The organism is Sphingopyxis sp. NJF-3 (assembly GCF_053514865.1).
The window spans coordinates 1,835,544-1,856,138 of record NZ_CM130726.1 but is presented as its reverse complement, the minus strand read 5'-3'; the positions used below and the strand labels follow the sequence as shown (position 1 = coordinate 1,856,138).

General features: G+C 67.1%; 17 protein-coding genes and 1 tRNA gene. 7 read left to right on the top strand and 11 right to left on the bottom strand.

Features of this window, described 5'->3' with window-relative positions; translation table 11 throughout:
- Window positions 1-37: 37 nt before the first annotated feature.
- The gene (locus tag ACOTSS_RS09065) at window positions 38-706 is read right to left on the bottom strand and encodes a hypothetical protein (protein ID WP_448691162.1); all 669 of its coding nucleotides are present in this window, start codon (window positions 704-706) and stop codon (window positions 38-40) included.
- A 145-nt stretch (window positions 707-851) separates the two neighbouring features.
- On the opposite strand from ACOTSS_RS09065, the gene ACOTSS_RS09060 reads away from it, so the two are divergent.
- The 4 genes from ACOTSS_RS09060 (at window position 852) to ACOTSS_RS09045 (ending at window position 8,209) form a co-directional block, all read left to right on the top strand.
- On the top strand, window positions 852-4,058 hold the full coding sequence (locus ACOTSS_RS09060) for an autotransporter outer membrane beta-barrel domain-containing protein (protein ID WP_448691161.1): 3,207 nt from the start codon (window positions 852-854) through the stop codon (window positions 4,056-4,058).
- 270 nt (window positions 4,059-4,328) lie between these two features.
- Complete coding sequence (locus ACOTSS_RS09055; protein ID WP_448691160.1) at window positions 4,329-4,850, top strand: RNA polymerase sigma factor; 522 nt, start codon at window positions 4,329-4,331, stop codon at window positions 4,848-4,850.
- On the top strand, window positions 4,840-5,778 hold the full coding sequence (locus ACOTSS_RS09050) for a FecR family protein (RefSeq protein WP_448691159.1): 939 nt from the start codon (window positions 4,840-4,842) through the stop codon (window positions 5,776-5,778). Before ACOTSS_RS09055 ends, ACOTSS_RS09050 begins: the two co-directional genes overlap by 11 nt.
- A 1-nt stretch (window position 5,779) precedes the next feature.
- Complete coding sequence (locus ACOTSS_RS09045; protein WP_448691158.1) at window positions 5,780-8,209, top strand: TonB-dependent receptor domain-containing protein; 2,430 nt, start codon at window positions 5,780-5,782, stop codon at window positions 8,207-8,209.
- A 33-nt stretch (window positions 8,210-8,242) separates the two neighbouring features.
- On the opposite strand, the gene ACOTSS_RS09040 is transcribed toward ACOTSS_RS09045, so the two are convergent.
- Together ACOTSS_RS09040 and ACOTSS_RS09035 are read right to left on the bottom strand one after the other, a co-directional pair.
- Window positions 8,243-9,382, bottom strand: a complete 1,140-nt coding sequence (locus tag ACOTSS_RS09040; RefSeq protein WP_448691157.1) for an acyl-CoA dehydrogenase family protein — start codon at window positions 9,380-9,382, stop codon at window positions 8,243-8,245.
- A 107-nt stretch (window positions 9,383-9,489) separates the two neighbouring features.
- Complete coding sequence (locus ACOTSS_RS09035; protein ID WP_448691156.1) at window positions 9,490-10,683, bottom strand: acyl-CoA dehydrogenase family protein; 1,194 nt, start codon at window positions 10,681-10,683, stop codon at window positions 9,490-9,492.
- Between the two features lie 178 nt (window positions 10,684-10,861).
- Between ACOTSS_RS09035 and ACOTSS_RS09030 the strand changes: the two genes are divergently transcribed.
- Window positions 10,862-11,938, top strand: a complete 1,077-nt coding sequence (locus ACOTSS_RS09030) for an MBL fold metallo-hydrolase (RefSeq protein WP_448691155.1) — start codon at window positions 10,862-10,864, stop codon at window positions 11,936-11,938.
- Here the strand turns inward: ACOTSS_RS09030 and ACOTSS_RS09025 are convergent.
- From ACOTSS_RS09025 to ACOTSS_RS09005, 5 genes are all read right to left on the bottom strand, one after another.
- Window positions 11,935-12,816: a PAS domain-containing protein gene (locus tag ACOTSS_RS09025; RefSeq protein ID WP_448691154.1), complete on the bottom strand. Its 882-nt coding sequence runs from the start codon at window positions 12,814-12,816 to the stop codon at window positions 11,935-11,937. The two genes, ACOTSS_RS09030 and ACOTSS_RS09025, sit on opposite strands and share 4 nt — an antisense overlap.
- A gap of 82 nt (window positions 12,817-12,898) precedes the next feature.
- Window positions 12,899-14,527, bottom strand: coding sequence for a TadG family pilus assembly protein (locus tag ACOTSS_RS09020; protein WP_448691153.1), 1,629 nt, complete (start codon window positions 14,525-14,527; stop codon window positions 12,899-12,901).
- Window positions 14,528-14,532: 5 nt separating this feature from the next.
- Entirely contained in the window at window positions 14,533-14,976 is a 444-nt protein-coding gene (locus tag ACOTSS_RS09015; RefSeq protein ID WP_448691152.1) for a TadE/TadG family type IV pilus assembly protein, read from the bottom strand.
- A gap of 498 nt (window positions 14,977-15,474) precedes the next feature.
- Window positions 15,475-16,356: a glutathione-dependent disulfide-bond oxidoreductase gene (yghU, locus tag ACOTSS_RS09010; RefSeq protein ID WP_448691151.1), complete on the bottom strand. Its 882-nt coding sequence runs from the start codon at window positions 16,354-16,356 to the stop codon at window positions 15,475-15,477.
- Between the two features lie 73 nt (window positions 16,357-16,429).
- Window positions 16,430-17,608, bottom strand: coding sequence for a CaiB/BaiF CoA transferase family protein (locus tag ACOTSS_RS09005; protein WP_448691150.1), 1,179 nt, complete (start codon window positions 17,606-17,608; stop codon window positions 16,430-16,432).
- A 104-nt stretch (window positions 17,609-17,712) separates the two neighbouring features.
- Here ACOTSS_RS09005 and ACOTSS_RS09000 point away from each other — a divergent pair.
- Window positions 17,713-17,802: transfer RNA gene (locus ACOTSS_RS09000), tRNA-Ser, on the top strand.
- 4 nt (window positions 17,803-17,806) lie between these two features.
- Here ACOTSS_RS09000 and ACOTSS_RS08995 read toward each other — a convergent pair.
- Window positions 17,807-18,367, bottom strand: a complete 561-nt coding sequence (locus ACOTSS_RS08995; RefSeq protein ID WP_448691149.1) for a peroxiredoxin — start codon at window positions 18,365-18,367, stop codon at window positions 17,807-17,809.
- Between the two features lie 146 nt (window positions 18,368-18,513).
- Window positions 18,514-19,122, bottom strand: coding sequence for a Yip1 family protein (locus ACOTSS_RS08990; RefSeq protein WP_448691148.1), 609 nt, complete (start codon window positions 19,120-19,122; stop codon window positions 18,514-18,516).
- A 188-nt stretch (window positions 19,123-19,310) separates the two neighbouring features.
- Between ACOTSS_RS08990 and hspQ the strand changes: the two genes are divergently transcribed.
- Window positions 19,311-19,697, top strand: a complete 387-nt coding sequence (gene hspQ, locus ACOTSS_RS08985; RefSeq protein WP_448691147.1) for a heat shock protein HspQ — start codon at window positions 19,311-19,313, stop codon at window positions 19,695-19,697.
- 9 nt (window positions 19,698-19,706) lie between these two features.
- Here hspQ and ACOTSS_RS08980 read toward each other — a convergent pair whose 3' ends face one another.
- Window positions 19,707-20,579 (bottom strand): ABC transporter permease, encoded by an 873-nt coding sequence (locus ACOTSS_RS08980; protein WP_448691146.1) that lies wholly within the window; start codon window positions 20,577-20,579, stop codon window positions 19,707-19,709.
- Window positions 20,580-20,595 lie beyond the last annotated feature (16 nt).

The window sequence follows — 20,595 nt, the reverse complement described above, 5'->3', positions numbered from 1 at the left end:
GACCCATATCACCGCTCAGCGGGCGAACATAGAGCGCTCAGGAGATGCGGAAACTCAGCAGCGTGAAGCGCGCGCGGCCCGTCGCGTAGACGCCGTGCCCGCGCCCCCCGATCGATCCGAACACCAGCCCGACGCGCGAGGTCTGTTCGAGCGCTTCGCGGAATTCGCGCGGATTGGTGGTGGCGTTTCCATTCATCACCGCCCCCCAGCGGGGATCGTCGAGCCGCACGGTCAGTTCGTGCACACCGGGTTCGATCGTCTGCATCGTCTTGGGCGATGCATACCAACGATAGAATCGATAGCGTCCTTTCGCCGTCCAGCTGTCGCCGCGGCGCTGGAAATAGAGGCTGACCCCGGCGGTTTGCTGGGGGTATTGCTGGGGGACGAAGCGGACGCCGGGCGCGGCGTCGATGCGATAGCGAACGCTGATCTGGGTCTTGCCGACGAGGCTGCCGGGATCGAAGGTCACATAATGGACATGCCCCCCGCGCCCCCGTCCGTCGGGAGCGCGGGGAAAATCGAATGACCAGCTTTGTCCCCTTCCCTGCGCAGGACGCAGCGGCATGCCGACCGAATAATTCTTGCCGCGGATGACCGGGCCGATTTCCCAATCCTGCGCCGTTTGGCCCCAGGCGGGAACGGCGAGCGCGCCGGCGAGCAGCGCAAGAGCCAGAGGACGGGCGCGGACACGGGATATGTTCATCATGCCGCCAGCCTAGCGATCGCGCCTGACGATGCGCTGAACGACGCCTTCATCGCGCCGACAAAATAGTTTCAAGGCCCGGCGGCGCGGGCTCCGTCTTGCGATTGTCCCCGGGAGGACGTCCCGAACCGATCACAAGAGGAATTTCATGCGCAAGACTTTGCTGGCGTCGACCTGCCTGGCCGCGATGGCCGCCATGCCCGCCCACGCCGAGACCACGATCTCCACCGCCACGACGACGCCGGTCAAGACCTCGACGATCAAGTCGGGCGCACCCGACGACATCAAGATCACCAAGGACGGCTCGATCAAGCCCACCGGCGGGACCGCGGTCACGATCGACAGCAACAATAAGGTCGTCAACGAGGGCATGATCGAGATCGGCAATGTCAACGGCGCGACGGGCATCTTCGCCAATGCCGGCGTGACGGGGTCGATCACCAACGCCGCGACCGGCAAGATCATCATCAACGAACCCTATGCCCCGACCGACATCGACAATGACGGCGACATCGACGGCCCCTTCGCGGTCGGCAGCAATCGCACCGGCATCGCGACCGGCGGCGCCTTCACCGGCAATATCGTCAATTCGGGCGAGATCACGATCGAGGGCAATGATTCGGCGGGCATTCGCCTCGGCGGTCCACTGACCGGCAATTTCACCAATGACGGCACCATTTCGGTGCTCGGCGACAATGCGCTCGGCGTCGGGCTGCAGGACGTCACCGGCAACGTCCGCCTTGCCGGTAAGATCGCGGCGATCGGCGAAAACGCCATGGCGGCGCAGCTCACAGGCGACATCACCGGCGCGCTCGAGGTGCAGGGCGAGTTGACCGCGAGCGGCTATCGCTACACCACCGCGCCCGCCGACCCCTCGAAGCTCGACGCCGACGATCTGCTGCAGGGCGGCCCGGCGCTGTCGATCGAGGGCGATGTCACCGGCGGCATCATCCTGTCGGTCCCGCCCAAGGACTCGAGCGAAACCGACAAGGACGAGGATGACGACGGCATCGAGGACGCCAAGGAAGGCTCGGCCGCGGTGCGCTCCTTCGGATCGGCGCCGGCGATGCAGGTCGGCTCGGCGAGCCGCGACATCACGATCGGCGCGGTCGCCGGTACCGGCACCAATTTCGGCCTGATCATCAACGGCGGGGTCGTCGGCAGCGGCGTCTACACCGGCGTCGATTCGACGGGCCTCCAGATCGGCGGCCTTGGCGGCGCGGTCGATATTTCGGGCGGCGTCAGCGTCGGCGGCGCGGTGAACGCGATTTCGAAGGATGCCTCGGCCACCGCGATGCGAATTGGCGCGGGCGCGACGGTTCCCGAAATCCGCGTCTCGGGCAAGGTCGACGCGACCACCGGCGGCAAGGCGGCCGACTCAGTCGCGACCGCGATCCTGGTCGAGGCGGGCAGCAATGTCGGCCTGATCCGCAACAGCGGCACCGTCAGCGCCAAGGTCGGCGGCGAAGACGCCACCGCGCGCGCGATCGTCGACCTGTCGGGCAATGTCGATCTGGTCGAGAACAGCGGTGCGATCAGCGCTACCGGCGGCAAGGACGCCGCCGACAATATCGCGATCGACCTCGTCGCCAATGCGGGCGGCGCGACGGTGAAGCAGATCGCGGTCGGCGAAGGCAAGACCGCGCCGAGCATCGTCGGCGACGTCCGCTTCGGCGGCGGCAGCGACGTCTTCGATATCGCCGACGGCACGGTGAAGGGCAACACGAGCTTCGGCGCCGGCAACAACCAGCTGAAACTCTCGGGCGACGCCGCCTATACCGGCAACGCGACCTTCGGCGGCGGCAACGACAGCATCGCGATGGAGGGCTCGTCGCGCTTCACCGGGCTCGCCGATTTCGGCGGCGGCAGCGACACGCTCAGCATCGGCGGCTCGTCGATCTTCTCGGGCACGCTCGCCAATTCGGCGGGGCTTGGCGTGAGCGTCGACGGCGGCGTCTTCGACGTCCAGGGTGCGGCGACGATTGCCTCCTTGTCGGTCGCCGGCGAGGGCGTGCTGGGCGTGACGCTCGACGGCGGCGACGGCGGCACCGCGCTGACGGTGACCGGTAATGCGAGCTTCGACGAGGATTCGAAGCTCGCGCTCCAGCTCACCAGCATCGACGGCGCCGAGGGCGAGCATGTCGTGCTGTCGGCGGGCTCGCTGACGGGCGCCGACAATCTGACCGCCGAAACGACGCTCCTCCCCTTCCTCTACAAGGGCGAGCTGACGGCGAGCGGAAACACGCTGGTCGTCGACGTGTCGCGCAAGAGCGTCAGCGAACTCGGCCTCAACCGTTCCGAAGCGAGCGCGTTCGACGCGGCGTTCGAGGCGCTGGGAGCCGACGAGGATATCGAGGGCGTGTTCCTGCGCATCGCCGACGGCGAGCAGTTCCGCGGCCAGCTCCAGCAGATGCTGCCCGAGCATGAGGGCGGCGTGTTCGAAACCGTCACCACCGGCTCGCGCGCGCTCGCCCGCTACCTCCAGGATCCCAACGCTCCGTTCCAGGACGAGGGCAAATGGGGTTATTGGGTCAACCAGGCCGTCTGGGGTACCTCGAAGGGTATCGGCGATACCGCGAGCTACGACGTCACCGGCTGGGGCATCTCGCTCGGCGCCGAGATTAAGACCGATGTCGGCAATTTCGGTGGGTCGGTCGCCTTCCTCAGCGGCAAGGACGGCAACGGCAGCAACGACAATGAGGTGAGCACGAGCCAGTTCGAGGGCGCGCTGCACTGGCGCCTGCGGTCGGACGGCTTCATGGCCAATGCCCGCGTGTCGGGCGCGCCGATCAAGATGAAGGGCACCCGTAACTTCCGCGCCGAAGCCGGTGCCGATGACATCGACAAGACGATGCGCGGGAAATGGGACGGCACGCTCTATTCGGCGTCGGGCTCGGTCGCCTATGACGCGCGGACGAGCGGCAACCTGTCGTTCCGCCCGATGGTCGCGGTCGATTATTACAAGCTGAAGGAGGACGGCTACACCGAAACCGGCGGCGGCGACGCGCTCGACCTCAATGTGCTCGGCCGCAGCAGCGACGAGCTGGCGGTGACCGGGACGGTGGCGGTCGGCCTCGATTTCGGCGGCAACGACGAATATGACGGCTGGACGCGCTTCGAGGTCGAAGCTGGCCGGCGTCAACTGGTCGGCGGCTCGCTGGGCGCGACGGTCGCCTCGTTCAAGGACGGCGACGCCTTCACCCTGATCCCCGAGGAGCGCACGAGCGGCTGGGTCGGCCGCCTGCGCGCGATCGCCGGAAACTCGGCCTTCCAGGTCGGCGGCGAAGTCTCCGCGGAGGAACAGCAGAGCCACTTCGGCTGGTCGTTCCGCGCCAGCCTCAAGGTCGGCCTGTAAGGCCGGCACGATATGCGGACCGACCCAACGCCCCCCGGGTCGGTCCCGCCCGCAAGGGGGAAGCCCTCCTCACCCTGCTTCCCCCTTGCCTAGGGCTTTTTTGGATAGACGTTGATGCTCGCTCTGGCAGCCTCCCCTCACCCCTTCATTCCTGCGCCGCGGTTGCGCGCGCTCGCCGAGCCGCTATATGAGGGCGCCATCAGGGGGACGTACCGGGCCAGGGGTGCGGGTACCGGCTCACAACGAACGGCGTTCCTAATCAAGCGAAGCATGACCCAGGCGACCGATCGAACCGACGCCGCGCAAGGCATCGAAGGCGTATTGCTCGCCAACCGCGAACGCATCGTGCGTTTCCTGGTGGTGCGCGGCGCGGGCGATGCGGCGGAGGATCTGTTCCAGGACCTGTGGATGCGTCTGGCCGAGCGCCGCATGGGGCCGGTCGCCGACCCCCTCGCCTATGCGATGCGCGCCGCGAACAATCTGATGCTCGACCGCTATCGCTCGGCGCGCCAGAGCGAGCTCCGCGACAAGGCGTGGGGCGAAAGCGCCGCCGTCCAGAAACCCTCGGCCGAAAGCGCGCTGATCTCGCGCGAGCAGCTCATGCTCGTCGAACAGGCGATCGCCGCGACCGGCGAACGCCCCGCGCGCATCTTTCGCCGCTTTCGCGTCGACGGCGCGCAGCAGCGCGATATCGCCGCCGAAATGGGGATCAGCCTGAGCACGGTCGAAGCCGATCTGCGCAAGGTCTATGCCGCGCTCGCCGCGGTGAGGAGGCAGTTCGATGCGCCCTGACCTGCACTCCGACATCGAAGCGCGCGCCATCGACTGGATGATCCGCCAGCGCGACCCGAGCTTTGCCGAGTGGGACGCCTTTGCGGACTGGCTGGCCGAAGATCCCGGCCATGCCGACGCCTATGACGCGATCGCCAGCCTCGACGCCGACCTCGACGCGCTGCCTCCGGCCGCGAAACCGCAGGTCGTGTGGGAAGAGACGCCAGTGCGTCGCCGTCCCTCGCGCCGCGCCTGGTTCGGCGGGGCGGTCGCCGCCACGCTCGTCGCGGTGGTGAGCGTTTCGAGCTTCAATCTGCTCGGCGATGCGAACCGCATCGAGACCGCGGCGGGCGAGCACCGCACCATCACGCTCGCCGACGGGTCGAAGATCGAGATCAATGGCGCGTCGCTGGTGACGCTCGACGATGATCGCCCGCGCTTCGCCCGGCTCGAACGCGGCGAAGCGATGTTCCATGTCGTCCACCGCGATGGTGATCCGTTCGTGGTCGAGGCGGGCAAGGCCGAGATCGTCGACCTCGGCACCGCCTTCAACGTCGTCCGCCGGAACGCGGGAACGTCGGTCGCGGTGTCCGAAGGCGTCATCGCCTATAATCCGCGGCGCGAGAATGTCCGTGTCGCCGCCGGACAGGGGCTCGATGCCGCCGATGGGAGCCGCGAAGCACCGAAGGTCCATGATGTCGAGGTCGCCAATATCGGCGGCTGGCGCACCGGCCTGCTCGTCTACAACGGAACCCCGCTGACCGACGTCGCCGACGACCTGCGGCGCACTGCGGGGATGGAGATCCGCATCGCACCCGAGGCGGGCGATCTGTCCTTCCGCGGCGCGCTGATCATCGCCGAGGACCGCGGCCGCACCGTCGCCGACCTCGCCGCGCTGTCGGGCACGCGCGCCGAACGGCAGGGCGACGGCTGGGTGCTGACACGCTGAGATGGCAGGCCGCTTTCCCCTCCTGATCGCGGCCGCCGCGCTATGCGTCCCCGCCCAGGTGCAGGCGGCGGAGCAGCATCGGTTCGACGTTCCGGCGGGCAATCTGTCGACCGCCTTGCCGGTGCTGAGCCGCCAGGCGGGGGTCAGCATCAGCGTCGCCGACGCCGACCTGTGGAACGGCCGCGTCAAGGCCGTACGCGGGCGGATGAGCGTCGAGGATGCGATCCGCCGCATGCTCGCCGGCTCCGACGCGCGCGCAGTGCGCGTGAGCGAAACGAGCTGGCGCATCGAGCGGCGCCTGCCCTCGCCGCGCGTCGCGCGCCGCGCGACCTCGCCGCCGCCCCGCGCGACGCGACCAGGCCGGGCCCCCGACGGCGTCGCGCGGCCCGAGGACGAGATCATCGTCACCGCGTCGAAGACCGATCTTCCCCATTCGCAGTTTGCGGGCGTCGCCACCGTTCTCGATGGCGGCGATTTGGCGTTCGGCGGCGAGCGCGGAATGGAATCGATCCTCGCGCGCATGGCGACCGTTTCCTCGACCCATCTGGGATCGGGGCGCAACAAGCTGTTCATCCGCGGCATCGCCGATTCGAGCTTCACCGGCCCGACCCAATCGACGGTCGGCCAATATCTGGGCGATATCCGCCTCAGCTACAACGCGCCCGACCCTGACCTGCGCCTCTACGACGTCGACAGCGTCGAGATTCTCGAAGGTCCGCAGGGTACGCTCTATGGTGCGGGATCGCTTGGCGGCATCATCCGCGTCGTGCCGAAGGCACCGACTCCCGATCGGATGGAATTGCAGGCGATCGCCGGCGCCTCGGTGACCCAGCACGGCGATCCGGGCGGCGATCTCGGCGCGATCGCCAATGTGCCGGTGGGCGACCGACATGCGCTGCGCCTTGTCGGCTATATGCTGACCGACGGCGGCTATATCGACAATCCGCTGCGCGGGCAGGACGACGTCAACCGCGTCCATGTCCGCGGCGGCCGCGGCACCTTCCGCCTCGACGCGGGCGACGACTGGACTGTCGATCTCGGCGGCGTCTATCAGGCGACGACATCGAAAGACGCGCAATATGCCGACAAGGATGCGCCGCCGCTGACCCGCTATTCGCTGGTCGAGCAGAATGCCCGCGCGCGCTATGGCATGGCGACGCTCGTCGTCGCGAAGGACTGGGGCGGCCTGCATTTCCAGTCATCGAACGCCTTCATCAGCCATCGCCTGTTCGAACGTTTCGATGCGAGCGGCGCCGACGGCGAGCCGCGCGTGCTCGATCAGTCGAACCGGACGCGCATGTTCGTCAGCGAGACGCGGCTGTCGCGGCCGTTCCACGAAGGGCTGGGCTGGGTGGTCGGTGCGAGCTTCGTCGATAACCGGACGCGCCAGCAGCGCGAATATGGCGAACTCTCTTTCCAGGCGCCGCTGACCGGGGTGACCAACCGCATCACCGAATTCACCGGCTATGGCGAAGCGACGGTCGAGCTGATGCCCAAGCTGCTCGTTGCCGGCGGCCTTCGCGTGTCGCACGCGCGGCTCGGCGGCAGTGGCGAGGACGTGCCCTTCGCGATCGCGATGGCCGAACGCGCGGTCACCGCGCACCGGACCGAGACCGACCTTCTCCCCTCCTTCTCGGTGCTCGCGAAGCCTGTGCGCAATGTCACGCTCTACGCCCGCTATCAGGAGGGCTTCCGCCCCGGCGGGCTGGCGATCGACAGCAGCTTCGTACGACGGTTCCGCAACGATCAGGTCCGCACCTGGGAAGGCGGTGTGCGCTTTGGCGAAAAGGGTCGGACCCCCTTCGACGCCCATATTTCTGTCTCGTACAGTCGCTGGCGCGACATCCAGGCCGATTTCATCGATTCGAACGGCTTTCCCAGCACGGCCAATATCGGCGACGGGCGCATCACGAGCATTTCGGGCGCCTTCGCCGTGCAGCCGATACCGTCGCTGTCGCTGGAGGTCGGCGCGGTCTACAACCACAGCCGGGTCGACGAGCTGTTTGCCGGCGAATTGCGCACGATCGCGACGCGTTTCAGCGCCGATGGCGAGACGCCCCAGTTTTCCACACTTCTGGCGCGGCTCGGACAGATTCCCAACATTGCGCGCTATGCCGTTCGCGGCGCGGTGAATTATGCGATCCCGATCGGCGACGAGGATTTTCGCGTCAACGGCTGGGCCCATTATGTCGGGCCGTCGCGGCTCGGGATCGGTCCGATCCTCGGCGAAGGCCAGGGCGACTATGTCGACACGGGGCTCGCGGCGCGTATCGGCAATGAACGGCGCGGACTGTCGCTGACGCTGACGAACCTGTTCGATGCCCGCGGCAACCGCTTCGCGCTCGGCACCCCCTTCGTCGAGGGGAGCGCGGGCTATCTGACCCCGCTACGGCCCCGTACGCTGCGGATCGCGGTCGACGTGGCCTATTGAGGGGCCCTCCTCCGAAGAGGAGGGGCCTGTTCCTCAGTCCGCGAGCGCGAGCCGTTCGTAGCGGTCCATATGATGATCGGCGCTGCCGAACTGGCCCTCGATCAGTGTCGCGCGCTTGAAATAATGGCCGATGGCCAGTTCCTGCGTGATGCCGATGCCGCCGTGGGTCTGGATCGCGTTCTGGCCGACGAATTTTGCGCCGCGGGCGACCTTGTTCTTCGCCGCCGACACCGCCGCCATGCGTTCCTTTTCGGGCAGGTCGAGCTTCAGCGTGCCCATGATCGTCATCGAGCGGGCCTGCTCGACCTCCATGAACATGTCGACCATGCGATGCTGGAGGACCTGGAACTTGGCGATCGGCACGCCGAACTGCTTGCGCTGCTGCGTATATTCGAGCGTGCCTTCGTGAAGCTTCTGCATCACGCCGGTCGCCTCGGCGCAGATCGCAACCGTCGCCTCGTCGACGATCTGCTCGATCAGCGGCAGGCCCGCGCCTTCGCCGCCCAGCAGCGCGTCGGCGGGGATCGCGACATTCTCGAAATAGATCTCGGAGGCGCGATTGCCGTCGACGGTCGGATAGTCGCGGCGAACGATGCCGGGCAGCTTCGCGTCGATCAGGAACAGCGACACGCCGTCGCGGTCGCGCTGCGCGCCGCCGGTGCGCGCGGTGACGAGCAGGTGCGTCGCCCAGGGCGCGGCGATGACGACGCTCTTGTGGCCGTTGAGCACCCAGCCCGCGCCGTCCTTTTTCGCGCTCGTCTTGAGGTTGGCGAGGTCGTAGCGGCCCTGCGGTTCGGCATAGGCGAAGGCGATGATCGCATTGCCGGCGATGATCTCCGGGATCATCGCGTCGGCCTGCGCCCCGCCGACGGCCTTGAGCGCGCCGCCCGCGATCACGACGGTCGGGAGGTAAGGCTCGATCGCGATGACCTTGCCCAGTTCCTCCATGATGATCGCATTTTCGAGCGCGCCGCCACCGAGCCCGCCATGCTCCTCGGCGAAGGACGCGCCGAGCATGCCGAGGTCCTGCGCGAGCGCGGTCCAGATCGCCGGATCGCGGCCTTCGTCGCTGTCGATGAATTTCTGGCGCGTTTCGAAATCATAGGTGTCGCTGAGGAAGCGTGCCAGCGTGTCGCGGATCATGTCCTGCGTTTCGGTGTAGGTGAAATCCATTTTTCTATCCCCGTCGCCCCCGCGAAGGCGGGGGCCGCTGTCGTTCTATACTGCGGTGATGGGCAAGGCCGATTGCGGCCCCCGCCTTCGCGGGGGCGACGCGCTTATCAGAGCCCCAAAACCATCTTCGCGATGATGTTGCGCTGAATCTCGTTCGACCCGCCGTAGATCGTCGTCTTGCGCATGTTAAAATAGGTCGGAGCGGCGCGATGGGCGTAGTCGGGGCCGATGGGATGCTCGTTGTCGCCCTCCCCGAAGCCGCGGAAATAGGGCGCGCCATAATGGCCGACCGCCTCCAGCGTCAGTTCGGTCAGCCGCTGCTGGATTTCGCTGCCCTTGATCTTGAGCAGGCTCGACTCGGGTCCCGGCCCCTTGCCGGCGTTCGGGCCCGCGAGGCCGCGCAATTCGGTGAATTCGAGCGCGGTCAGGTCGATTTCGAGCTCGGCGACCTTGCGCTTGAAGAAGGCGTTGGCGAGCAACGGCTGGTCGCCGTCGAGTTCGGTCCTGGCGATCGCCTTGACGCGCTCGACCCCGCGCTTCGACGCCGCGACGCCGGCGATGCCCGTGCGTTCGTGCGCGAGCAGGAACTTGGCGCAGGTCCAGCCCTTGTTCTCCTCGTAGACGCGCTGCGACTGCGGCACGCGGACGTCCTCCAGGAAGACCTCGTTCACCTCATGCTCGCCGCCCAGCGTAATGATCGGGCGCACGGTGATGCCGGGCGATTTCATGTCGATGAGGAGGAAGCTGATGCCTTCCTGCTGCTTCGCTTCCTTGTCGGTCCGGACGAGGAAAAAGCCCCAGTCGGCGTGCTGCGCCATCGTCGTCCAGGTCTTTTGCCCGTTGACGATATAGTCGTCGCCGTCGCGCACCGCTGTGGTGCGAAGCGAGGCGAGATCGGAGCCCGAGCCCGGCTCCGAATAGCCCTGGCACCACCAGTCCTCGCCCGACAGGATGCGCGGCAGGAAATGCGCTTTCTGTTCGGGCGTGCCGAAGGTGTAGATCACCGGGCCGACCATCGACAGGCCGAAGGGCATCAGGCGGATGCAGTCGGCGCGCGCGGTTTCCTCGGAAAAGATGAAGCGCTGGGTCGGGGTCCAGCCGGTGCCGCCATATTCGACCGGCCATGCAGGCGCGACCCAGCCCTTTTTGTGGAGGATGCGGTGCCAGGAGAGGAAATCCTCCTTGGTGAGCTCGTCGCCCTCGTCCTGCTTGCCGCGGAGGTCCGCGGGGTAGTTTTCGGCGATGAAGTCGCGCACTTCCTTCTGGAAGGCGAGGTCTTCGGGGCTGAACTCCATGTCCATTGACGATTCTCCCTTGGGCAATGCGCCCTTATAATATGCACTCACGTTTACGTAAACGGTAAGTTGCGACCCGCAACCTTCCGGCGTGTCAACATGGCGAAAAGATTGCCCCGAACATCGCGGCTTGTCCAGCGCCCTTCCCTTCCCCATGATGCCAGAAACGGGTGGGGGGTGACCAATGACCAAAGGCAGGCGCATCGCGCTGTTCGTCGTGCTGTTCGTGGCGCTTGCCGCAGCAGCGCTATTGTTGTTCCAGCGACCGATCGGCCTCTGGCTGTTCGAGCGCGGGGCGGCGCAGGCGGCGGCGCGCGACCGGCTGGCGAGCCTGCCCGACGGGCTGCACGTCGCGCTCTGCGGTACCGGCTCGCCGCTGCCGAGCCGTGATCGCGCGGGGGCGTGCACCGTCGTGATCGCGGGCAAGGCGATGTTCGTCGTCGACGCGGGCGAAGGCGGCGCGCGCAACATTTCGATGATGGGGCTGCCCAACGGCAGGATCCGCGCGCTGTTTCTGACCCATTATCATTCGGATCATATCGACGGGCTGGGGCCGATGATGCTGCTGCGCTGGACCGCGAGCGGTAACGCGGCGCCCCTCCCCGTCTACGGTCCCGAGGGCGTCGAGGCGGTGATCGGGGGCTTCAACTCCGCCTATGCTGCCGACAATCGCTATCGCACCGCGCACCACGGCGCGGTGGTCACTCCACCCGCGGCGGCGGGGGCCACCGCGATGCCCTTCGCGATGCCGGCGGCGCCGACGGTCGTTTATGAAGGGGGCGGGCTCAAGGTCACGGCCTTTCCGGTCGACCATCGTCCGGTGCAGCCCGCGGTCGGCTATCGCTTCGATTACAAGGGGCGGTCGGTGGTGATCAGCGGCGACACCGCGCCGTCGGCCTCGCTCGAAACCGCGGCGAAAGGCGCCGACCTGCTGATCCACGAGGCGCTGCAGCCCGAGATGGTTCAAACGCTGTCCGACAAGCTGAAAGCCGCTGGGCGCCCGATGACCGGGCAGATCATGCACGACATCCTCGATTATCACGCCAGCCCTGCGCAGGCGGCCGACAGCGCGCGGCGCGCGGGGGTGAAGATGCTGGTGCTGAGCCATATCGTTCCGCCCCTGCCCTCGCGGGCGCTTTACGCGGCGTTCCTCGATGGTGCGGACAGCCATTTCGACGGGCCGATCGTCGTCGGCGAGGATGGGCAATATTTCTCGCTGCCCGCGAAGAGCCGGGAGATCGAGCGCGGAAGCTGGTTCTAGCGCCGGGTGACGAGGATCAGCGCGCCATCGCTGGCGTAAACGCCGCGGCGCTCGGTGATCGACAGGGTGACGGGAAGCGCCGCGCCCTCGCGGGTGACGAGCTCGGATGCGATGCGCGCGGGCGCCCCCGAGCGGAACAGGCCTTCGAGCGCTTCGGCAAAGGCGTGGCGCGCGCCGAGCGCGAGCAGCGCCGAAAAGCGCACGCGCCGCATCGCCGCCTCGTCGACGCCGACCATCGCGGCGAGCGCGGGATTGGCCGCCTCGATCGCCTCGCGGACCGAGATACGGGCGTGACCGACGCCGCCGTCAGCGTCGATCGCGGTGGCGAGCGCGCGCAGCGCGTCGCGCTCGGCGAGGTTGTCGATCCCCTCGCTGACGTCGCGCAGGATCAGCGCGCCGCCGACGGGAAGCGGCACGAGATCGGCGCGCAGCCACTGGCGCGGGCGCAGCAGCCCCGGCACCTCGCCCGAAAAGCGCTGGCGATGGTCGAGCATCCGCACGACATGCGGGAACAGCAGACTGCCCTCGAGGCCCGGAACCGCGGCGCTCAATGAGCTGCCGATCAAGGCTGACGCCGCACGTTCGAGCATGTCGGACGCGGCGGGATTGACTGCGACGATGCGGGCCTGCCGATCGACGACCAGCACGGCATCGCGCACGGCGTCGAGCAAGGCCGATTGCGAATCGCGCAGGGCGTCCGCGGTCCCGGCTTCGCTCCCGTCGAGCTTGCGGTAGTCGTCGAGCGAGATCAGCACATGCGCATCCTTGCCGTGATGGGTGACGACGACGGGCTCGCGCGCCGCCTGCATTCGCCAGTTCGCGAAATCGCGGATGAATTCGGCCGCGGGGACGCGCCGGGGATCCTGTCTCGATGCCATTGTCCACCTCCACCTCCCTTATGAGCTGCAGCGGTTCCCCAAGGCCGGAAAGCCGGTCCGTTTCCGCACCGGGACGGATGGATCAGACGAGCCGCGCGTGGCCGCAGCGCAGCGCGTTGACGCGCGCGTCGGCTTCGCCGAGGTGGACGCCGAGCACGCCGGTCAGGCTTTCGAGCACGCCGTCGAGCACCGGCGCGGCGGCGCCGACGGTGGTGCCGACGAGCGTCGAGAGCGCCTTGGCGTTGAGCCCGAGCCCGAGGATATTGACCTTGAGTTCGAGCTGGTCGCTGAGCGATTGGGCGGCGCCCGCAACCAGACCGCCGCTCTCGACGGTCTTGACCGTCCCGTCCGCAATATCGTCGCGCGAAAAGGACAGCGGCTGCTCGGAAAAGTCGGACGCATCGAGCTTCGCGCCGCCGTCGATACTGATGAGCGGCAGCGCGACGAGGCGCGCGGGGCGCGGATCGAGCGAGCGCTGCATGTTCTGAAAATCGGCGGCATCGACCGACCCGATCGCGACCATCGCAGGCGAGGTGGTAACCGCGAGCGCCACCGCGTCGCTCGCATTCTTCCCGCAGTCGATGTCGGTGATGCGCGCTGAGGCCGACCCGAGTTCGGCGACGATCGGTAGGTTAACGTTCGCGAGCGGGGTCGCGATGCGCGCGCCGACCTTGAGCCGGACCTGCGCGGTGCGGACGATCACCTCCTGGTCGTCGGTGACGGCGATCAGTGGCGAGTTCGCGGGCGGTTCGCCGACGATCAGCGCGACGTCGATCCCCGACCCGCCCGGCAGGTCGCTTGCGAGCGAAAGGTCGAGCTGGCGGTTGGCATTACCGAGCAGCAGCATCGCGCGCATCAGGCTGAGCGCATTGACCTTCACCGGATTGGCGGCATCGGCGCGGATGCTCGACGCGCGGGGACCGAGGTCTATCGCGCGCGACGGGATGAGGCTGGTCGGCACCGCGCTGTCGGCGATATGTCCGACGACCGCGGCGGCCTGTCCGTCGCTCGCGCTCGCCAGCGCAGAGAGGATTTGCGGCATGGTGACCCGGCTGTCGAGCGTCTGGCCGAAGGTCAGCGCTTCGGCGCCGATCTCTGTGCGGAGGGCTTCGGAGAAGGCGAGCAGGTCGACGTCGGCGCTGGCGAGCGCCTGATAATCCATCAGCGACAGGTTGAGCTGGCTGCCGGTCAATGCCGACAGCAAGGCATTGGGAACGCCGCCGTGCACCGCGGCGACTCGCGAGCCGAGCGAAAAGGCGGCGTAGCCGCGCCGCGCGCCGGTTGCGGTCGCCCGGACGTCGCGCGCATCGCTGCCGGTGAAGATACGCGCGAAGCTGAGCGGGTGGCTGCGCGCCAGCGTGATCCGCACCGCATTGGAGGATGTGCCGCCCACGGCGAAGCGTTGCTCGGCGGGGATCGCGGCGTCGGCGGTGTAGCTGCCTTCAGTGAACGCAGCGATGCGGATGCCGCAGTCGCAATTCGCCGCGATGATCCGCTCGGCGGCGGCGCGCTTTTCGCCAGGATCGGCGACCGCCGCGGCGAGTGCGGCGGCGTCGGCGATCCCCTGGAGGTCGCGCCGGTCGAGATAGAGCGCACCGACATCGACCGCGAGCGCCGCCGACCCGATCAGAGCGGTCAGGCTGAAGGCGCTGGCGATGCTGATTCCGGCACGCGTGTCGGCGGCGATCGAACGAAGGGAAGGAAGCGGCATGGCAGTCACTCCGCGGGCAGTTCGAAGGTCGCATCGGCGCGAATCACATTGTCCGGCGCCGGCACGAAGGAGGATCGGATGAAGGCGTCCTCGGGCACGGTGAAGGTCACCGCGACGGTCACCGCTTCGGCGGTTTCGGACACAGCGACCGAGCGTGTCGCAGGCGAGGCACCGCGCACGCCGGCGAGGCTGCGGTCGACCGCGCGCGTTGCGATCGCGCGCCGGTCGGCGGCGTCGAGCCCGGTGATCGCGGCGCGCGCGCCGTCGTTCGCCGCCTGCTGGACGCTGTGCGCGAGCATGAAATATTGACCGTAGACGAGGATGCCCATCAAGAGCGCGAGGAAGATCGGCAGGACGAGCGCCATCTCGACCATCGCCGCCGCGCGGACGTTGCACGCGAAGCGGCGACCAAAGGCGAGCAGCGAGTGAAAAAAGGTCGGTCGGGTCATGGCGCCAGCATGACGGAAGCGGATGAAGGGCAGGTCGCGGCGACGAGCGCTCTATTTTGCGTATTTTACGAAGAGTCGGACCGAGCCGGAGCCCCGAAATCCGCTCGGGTTACTCTTGGGTTGCGGAGTGATGACCTTTCAATCTCCATCAATTTCGTCATTCCCACGAAAGCGGGAACCCAGAGCGCGCGTCGGCTGACCCCACACTGGAATGACGAAGGAAAGGGGAAGCTACGGTTCTCATCCGGCCATGGCCGCTCCGTGATCCCCGGCGAAAGCCGGGGTCCAGGGCGGTGGAAAGCCGGCGTTGCGTGACTACGCCCTGGACCCCGGCTTTCGCCGGGGATCACGTGGGATATGTCCGCAACCGGTCGTTCACAGACCGTCCGTCGTAGCCCAGCCAAAAGGTCAAACTGTGGTCATTCGTGCAATGTCTGCCCCGCAATCACTATACCCCCAGCATAAGCCGGAATGACGATCATGCGGAATGGCCGCTGACTATTCTGCCGCCTCGGGTGCAATCTTGTCCTGGGTTCGCAGGTCGAAGTCCGAAGCATCGTGCCGCTCGCGAAGCTGGCTTGCCGGATCGCCGGTCACGCGGTTGACCATCCGCCCGCGCTTGACCGCAGGTCGCGTCGCGACCTGATCGGTCCAGCGCTGGACGTGCTTGTAATCCTGCACCTGCAGGAATTCCCCCGCGTCATAGACCAGCCCTTTGGCGAGCGCGCCGTACCACGGCCACACCGCCATGTCGGCGATGCTGTAGTCGGCGCCGCCCAGATATTCGCTCTCGGCGAGGCGGCGGTCGAGCACGTCCATCTGGCGCTTCACCTCCATCGCATAGCGATTGATCGGATATTCCTGCTTCGTCGGCGCATAGGCATAGAAATGGCCGAAGCCGCCGCCGAGAAAGGGGGTGCTGCCCATCTGCCACATCAGCCACGACAGCGTCTCGGCGCGCTGCGCGGGGTCCGTCGGCAGGAAGGCGCCGAACTTCTCGGCAAGGTAGATCAGGATCGCGCCCGATTCGAAGACGCGGATCGGTTCGGCGCCGCTGCGGTCGACGAGCGCGGGGATCTTGCTGTTCGGATTGGCGCCGACGAAGCCGCTCGAAAACTGGTCGCCCTCGCCGATGTTGATCAGCCAGGCGTCATATTCCGCGCCGTGATGCCCCGCCGCGAGCAGTTCCTCGAGCATCACCGTGACCTTCACGCCATTGGGCGTGCCGAGCGAATAGAGCTGGAGCGGATGCCGGCCGACCGGCAGCTCCTTGTCGTGCGTCGGGCCGGCGACGGGGCGGTTGATATGGGCGAAGCGCCCGCCGCTTTCCTTGTCCCAGGTCCAGATCTTCGGCGGCACATATTCGCTCTGGTCGCTCATCGCGGCTGCTCCTGCAATTTCATACTGATCGGTATTTAAGCATGTGCGGCGGCGCCGTCCACCCGGCAAGGGCTCAAATAATCCTTGCCGCGCGCAAAGCCGAAATGGCGGCCGCATCATATCCGAGCTCCGCGAGGATCGCATCGCTGTGTTCGCCGACCTGCGGCGCGCGCGCCGGCGGCGCCTTGGCGCTCGCCGAAAGCTGCACCGGCGCGCGGATCACCGGCGCGGGGGCCGGAGTACCGGGATAGGCGGCGGGTTCGACGAGCCCCATCGCGGCGACCTGCGGATGCGACAGCGCGTCGGCGGGCCTGACCACGGGCGCCGCCGGGACGCGCGCCGCGGCGAGTTCGGCGATCGCCGCATCGCTCGTCCGCAGGAGGCACCAGTCCTGCATGATCGCGCTCAATTCCTCGCCATTGTCGCCGCGCGATATGTCGCTCGCGAAACGCGGGTCGTCGATCAGGTCGGGGCGCCCGACCAGTTCGGCCCAGCGGCGGAAGATCGGGGCGCCGACGACCTGGGTGACGATCCAGCCGTCGCGGGTGCGGAACAGGTCGGTCGGGCCCGAGCTATAGGCGCGGTTGCCGAGCGGCTGCCGTTCGACGCCGTTCAGCGCATGGTCGATCGTCAGCGCGTTCGACATGGCGAGCGCGGTCGCGAAGAGCGACCCCGACACGCACTGCCCCTTCCCCGTCGCCTCGCGCTCGCGGAGCGCGAGCATGACCCCGAAGGCGCAATGCAGCGCGGTGCCGAAATCGACGTAGTTGACCTGCGCGCGATGAGGCTGGTCGGGCGCGCCGGTCAGATGAACCGCGCCTGACATGACCTGCCCCACCGCGTCGAAGCCGACGCGCTCCGCCAGCGGACCTTCGCGCCCGAAGGCCGAGGCCGTTGCCAGGATGATGCGTGGATTGATTGCGGACAGGCTGTCATGATCGAGGCCGAGCTTGACGAGCGCATCGTGCGGCAGGTTGGCGACGACGACGTCGGCGGTGGCGACCAGCCGCCGAACGACCTCGCGGCCTTCGGGGGTGCCGGGCCTCAGCGTCAGGGAGCGCTTGTTCCGGTTCATCTGCAGGAACATCGCGCCCGACCCGTCGGCGGCAACGGGGACCGTGTAGCGGTCGTCGTTGCCGCCCGGCGCCTCGATCCGGATCACGTCGGCGCCATAGTCGGCGAGCAGCGCCGCGCAATAGGGGCCCGCGATATAACGCCCGAAATCGAGCACTTTCAGTCCGGTCAGCGGCACGGCGACCCCCCTCCTCTTCGGCGCCCCCGCGAATCAGGCGGCAATTTTGCCAAGAGAGGCTTGCATGATCGGCGGACCGCCGCTAGGGGCGTCTGCCTCAGCGAGGAGAGTTGGCTGAGTGGTCGAAAGCGTCGCACTCGAAATGCGAAGTGCCGGCAACGGTACCGAGGGTTCGAATCCCTCACTCTCCTCCATTTTCTAACCGCGTCTGGCGTTCCACGCACGAACCGCCGCCATCGTCTTTTCGATATGGGCGCGCGGGTTGCGGTCGGTGTAGCTGAGCAGGATCGTCCCGTCGGGCGCGATCACGAACGACGTCCGGTCGGAGAGCGTGGTCTGTCCCGGGCCTGGCATCGTGGTGTCGTATTTCGCCGCGACCTTGGCGCCCGGATCGGCTGCGACCGCGAATTTGCTGCGGCATTCCGATTTGGAAAACTCCGCGACGCGATCGATGTTTCCGGCGGTGACGCCGACGACGCGCGCGCCCAGCTGGTTGAAGCGGCTGTTCGCCTCGGCGAAAAGATGCGCCTCCACCGTGCAGCCGGGGGTGAAGGCGGCGGGGAAGAAATAGAGCACCACAGGCCCGTTCCTCAGCGTCTGCTTCAGGGACAGGCTGAAGGGCTTGCCGCCCTGCGCGGCGTTCAGCGTAAAGTCTGGCGCCTTCGCGCCTTGCTGGAGCGCCGCGATACTCTGCGCGGGGATGCTCGCCAGCAGCAGGCCAAGGCCGAACGACATCGCGATCTTGATGTGGTTTTTCATATGCAGTCCTTCCAGCTGGAACGGGGAAGGACGCCGCCTGGACGCCCTTCCCTCCCTATTCGTCGGCACATGGCATAAAGTTGCTGCCGAGGCGCGCCGTGACAAAAGCGACGGCGCTTTCGCTAGCCGGCGCCGCTCCGCGCGGGTCAGCGCAGGCTGACGCTGCCGGCCAGCGCGGAACTTTGCTGCATCGCCAGTGCACCGACGATCGCGGCGATGACGAGATAGAGGATCGCCGTCACGACCACGACGACCACCGTATAGACGATCGCCTTGTCTTCGGGCGCTTTCATCAGGCGCGGCAGGCCGAGATAGAGAAGATAGAGGCTGTAAAGCCCGAGCAACCACCCCAATATCGCCAGCGCCGGAACCACCGCGAATATCCCCGCAAGCCAGCCCGCCGTGGCCGAATAGACCGCAACTTTCAGCGCCTGGATCGGATTCTTCTGCCCGCCGAACGTCGGCGCCAGCGCGTCGATCACCAGCGCGACGACATAGACGCCGATCAGCGTCAGCACATAGGAGAGCAGCGCGGACGCGATGGCGCCGCCCAGCGGCGGGTGAACGGTGATCGCGAGAAAGTGATGGCCGAAGATCTGCCCGCCGATCAGTTGGGCAAGCGGGCCGATCGCGGCGAGGAGGAGCACATAGGGAATATAGAGCGACTGAACCGTCGCCGCCTCCCCATCGATGGCCGCCCAGGTCTCCTGCGGCTTGACGATCATATCCTTCGCGCGTTGCACTATATCGGTCATGGTGCGCCTTTCCCTTGTTGCGAAAACGGACGACCCGCCAAGCCTGGTCCGCGGCGGAGGTCGTGCAGCCAAACTAACCCGGAATGGACCAGGATTCTATGGTGCAGATCACAGCAGGCGGCGGGAACGCGGGGCAAGGCAGGTCGATAACGCCTTGAAACATCCGCGAACGGGCATAGATTGATGCCATGACACCCAAGACGTTCCCGGAAATCCACGGCAAGGCTGGTCACGGCGCCGTCATGCCGCTGGTTGAGCGCGCGCGCTTCGCGCCGGGCGACATCGTGCGGCACCGGATGTTCGATTTCCGCGGCGTCGTGTTCGACGTCGACCCGGTCTTCGCGAACAGCGACGAATGGTATGAAGCGATTCCCGAGGCGATCCGCCCGGCGAAGGAGCAGCCTTACTATCATCTGCTCGCCGAAAACGACGATTCGTCCTACATCGCCTATGTCAGCCAGCAGAATCTGGTCGGCGATTCAGAGCATGGCCCGGTCGATCATCCGCAGATCGAGGCGATGTTCGACGGGCTCGACAAGGGGCGCTATCGCCTCCGCGCCATCCACCGCCACTGAGGTGGCCGCTCAGGCCTTGAGCTTCCATCCCGACGCGAGCAGGCGATAGGTCAGCGCGCCCAGCACGACGTTTACGGCGGCGAGCGCGAGGAGCGCGGTCAGCACCGGATGGGCGATCGTCGAATCGACCGTCCCGATGAAGCCGTAGCGAAAGCCCATGATCGCGTAATAGACCGGGTTGGCGTGCGCGATGCTCTGAAACCAGGGCGCCAGCCGGTCGATCGAATAGAAGGTGCCCGAAAGCAGCGCGAGCGGGGTGACGACGAAATTGGTCACCGCGGCGGCATGATCGAATTTCTCTGCCCAGACCGAGGTGATCAGGCCGAGGAAGCCGATCATCGCCGCGCCGAGCAGGCCGAAGGCGGCGACCGCCCAGGGGTGTTGGGGCATGACATGGACGCCGGGCCAGGCCAGCATCGCGACCCATAGCGCCAGCCCGACGAGGACCGCGCGGCTGATCGCAGCCCCGATGAGCGCGAGGATGAGCTCGCCGAAACCGAGCGGCGGCATCAGATAATCGACGATCGTGCCCTGGATCTTGCCGACGAGCAGCGAAAAGCTCGCATTGGCGAAGCTGTTCTGAAGCATCGCCATCATGATGAGGCCCGGCGCGACGAAATCGGCGAAGGGAACGCCGATGACGGTGCGCCCCGACCCGCCCAGGGCGACGGTGAAAATGACCAGGAAGAGGAGAGTGGTGACCGCAGGGGCCCAGATTGTTTGCAGCTGGACCTTGAAAAAGCGCCGCACCTCCTTGACATAAAGGGCCTGCATACCGGGCACGTTGAGCGTGCGGATGTGCGGCACCCCCGGCTCGGCGAAGGCTGGTGTCGCGGTGGCGGGGCCCGAGTCGGCGCGCGTAATTTGGGGCTGGTCGTTCATGGCGTTCTCGCCTATC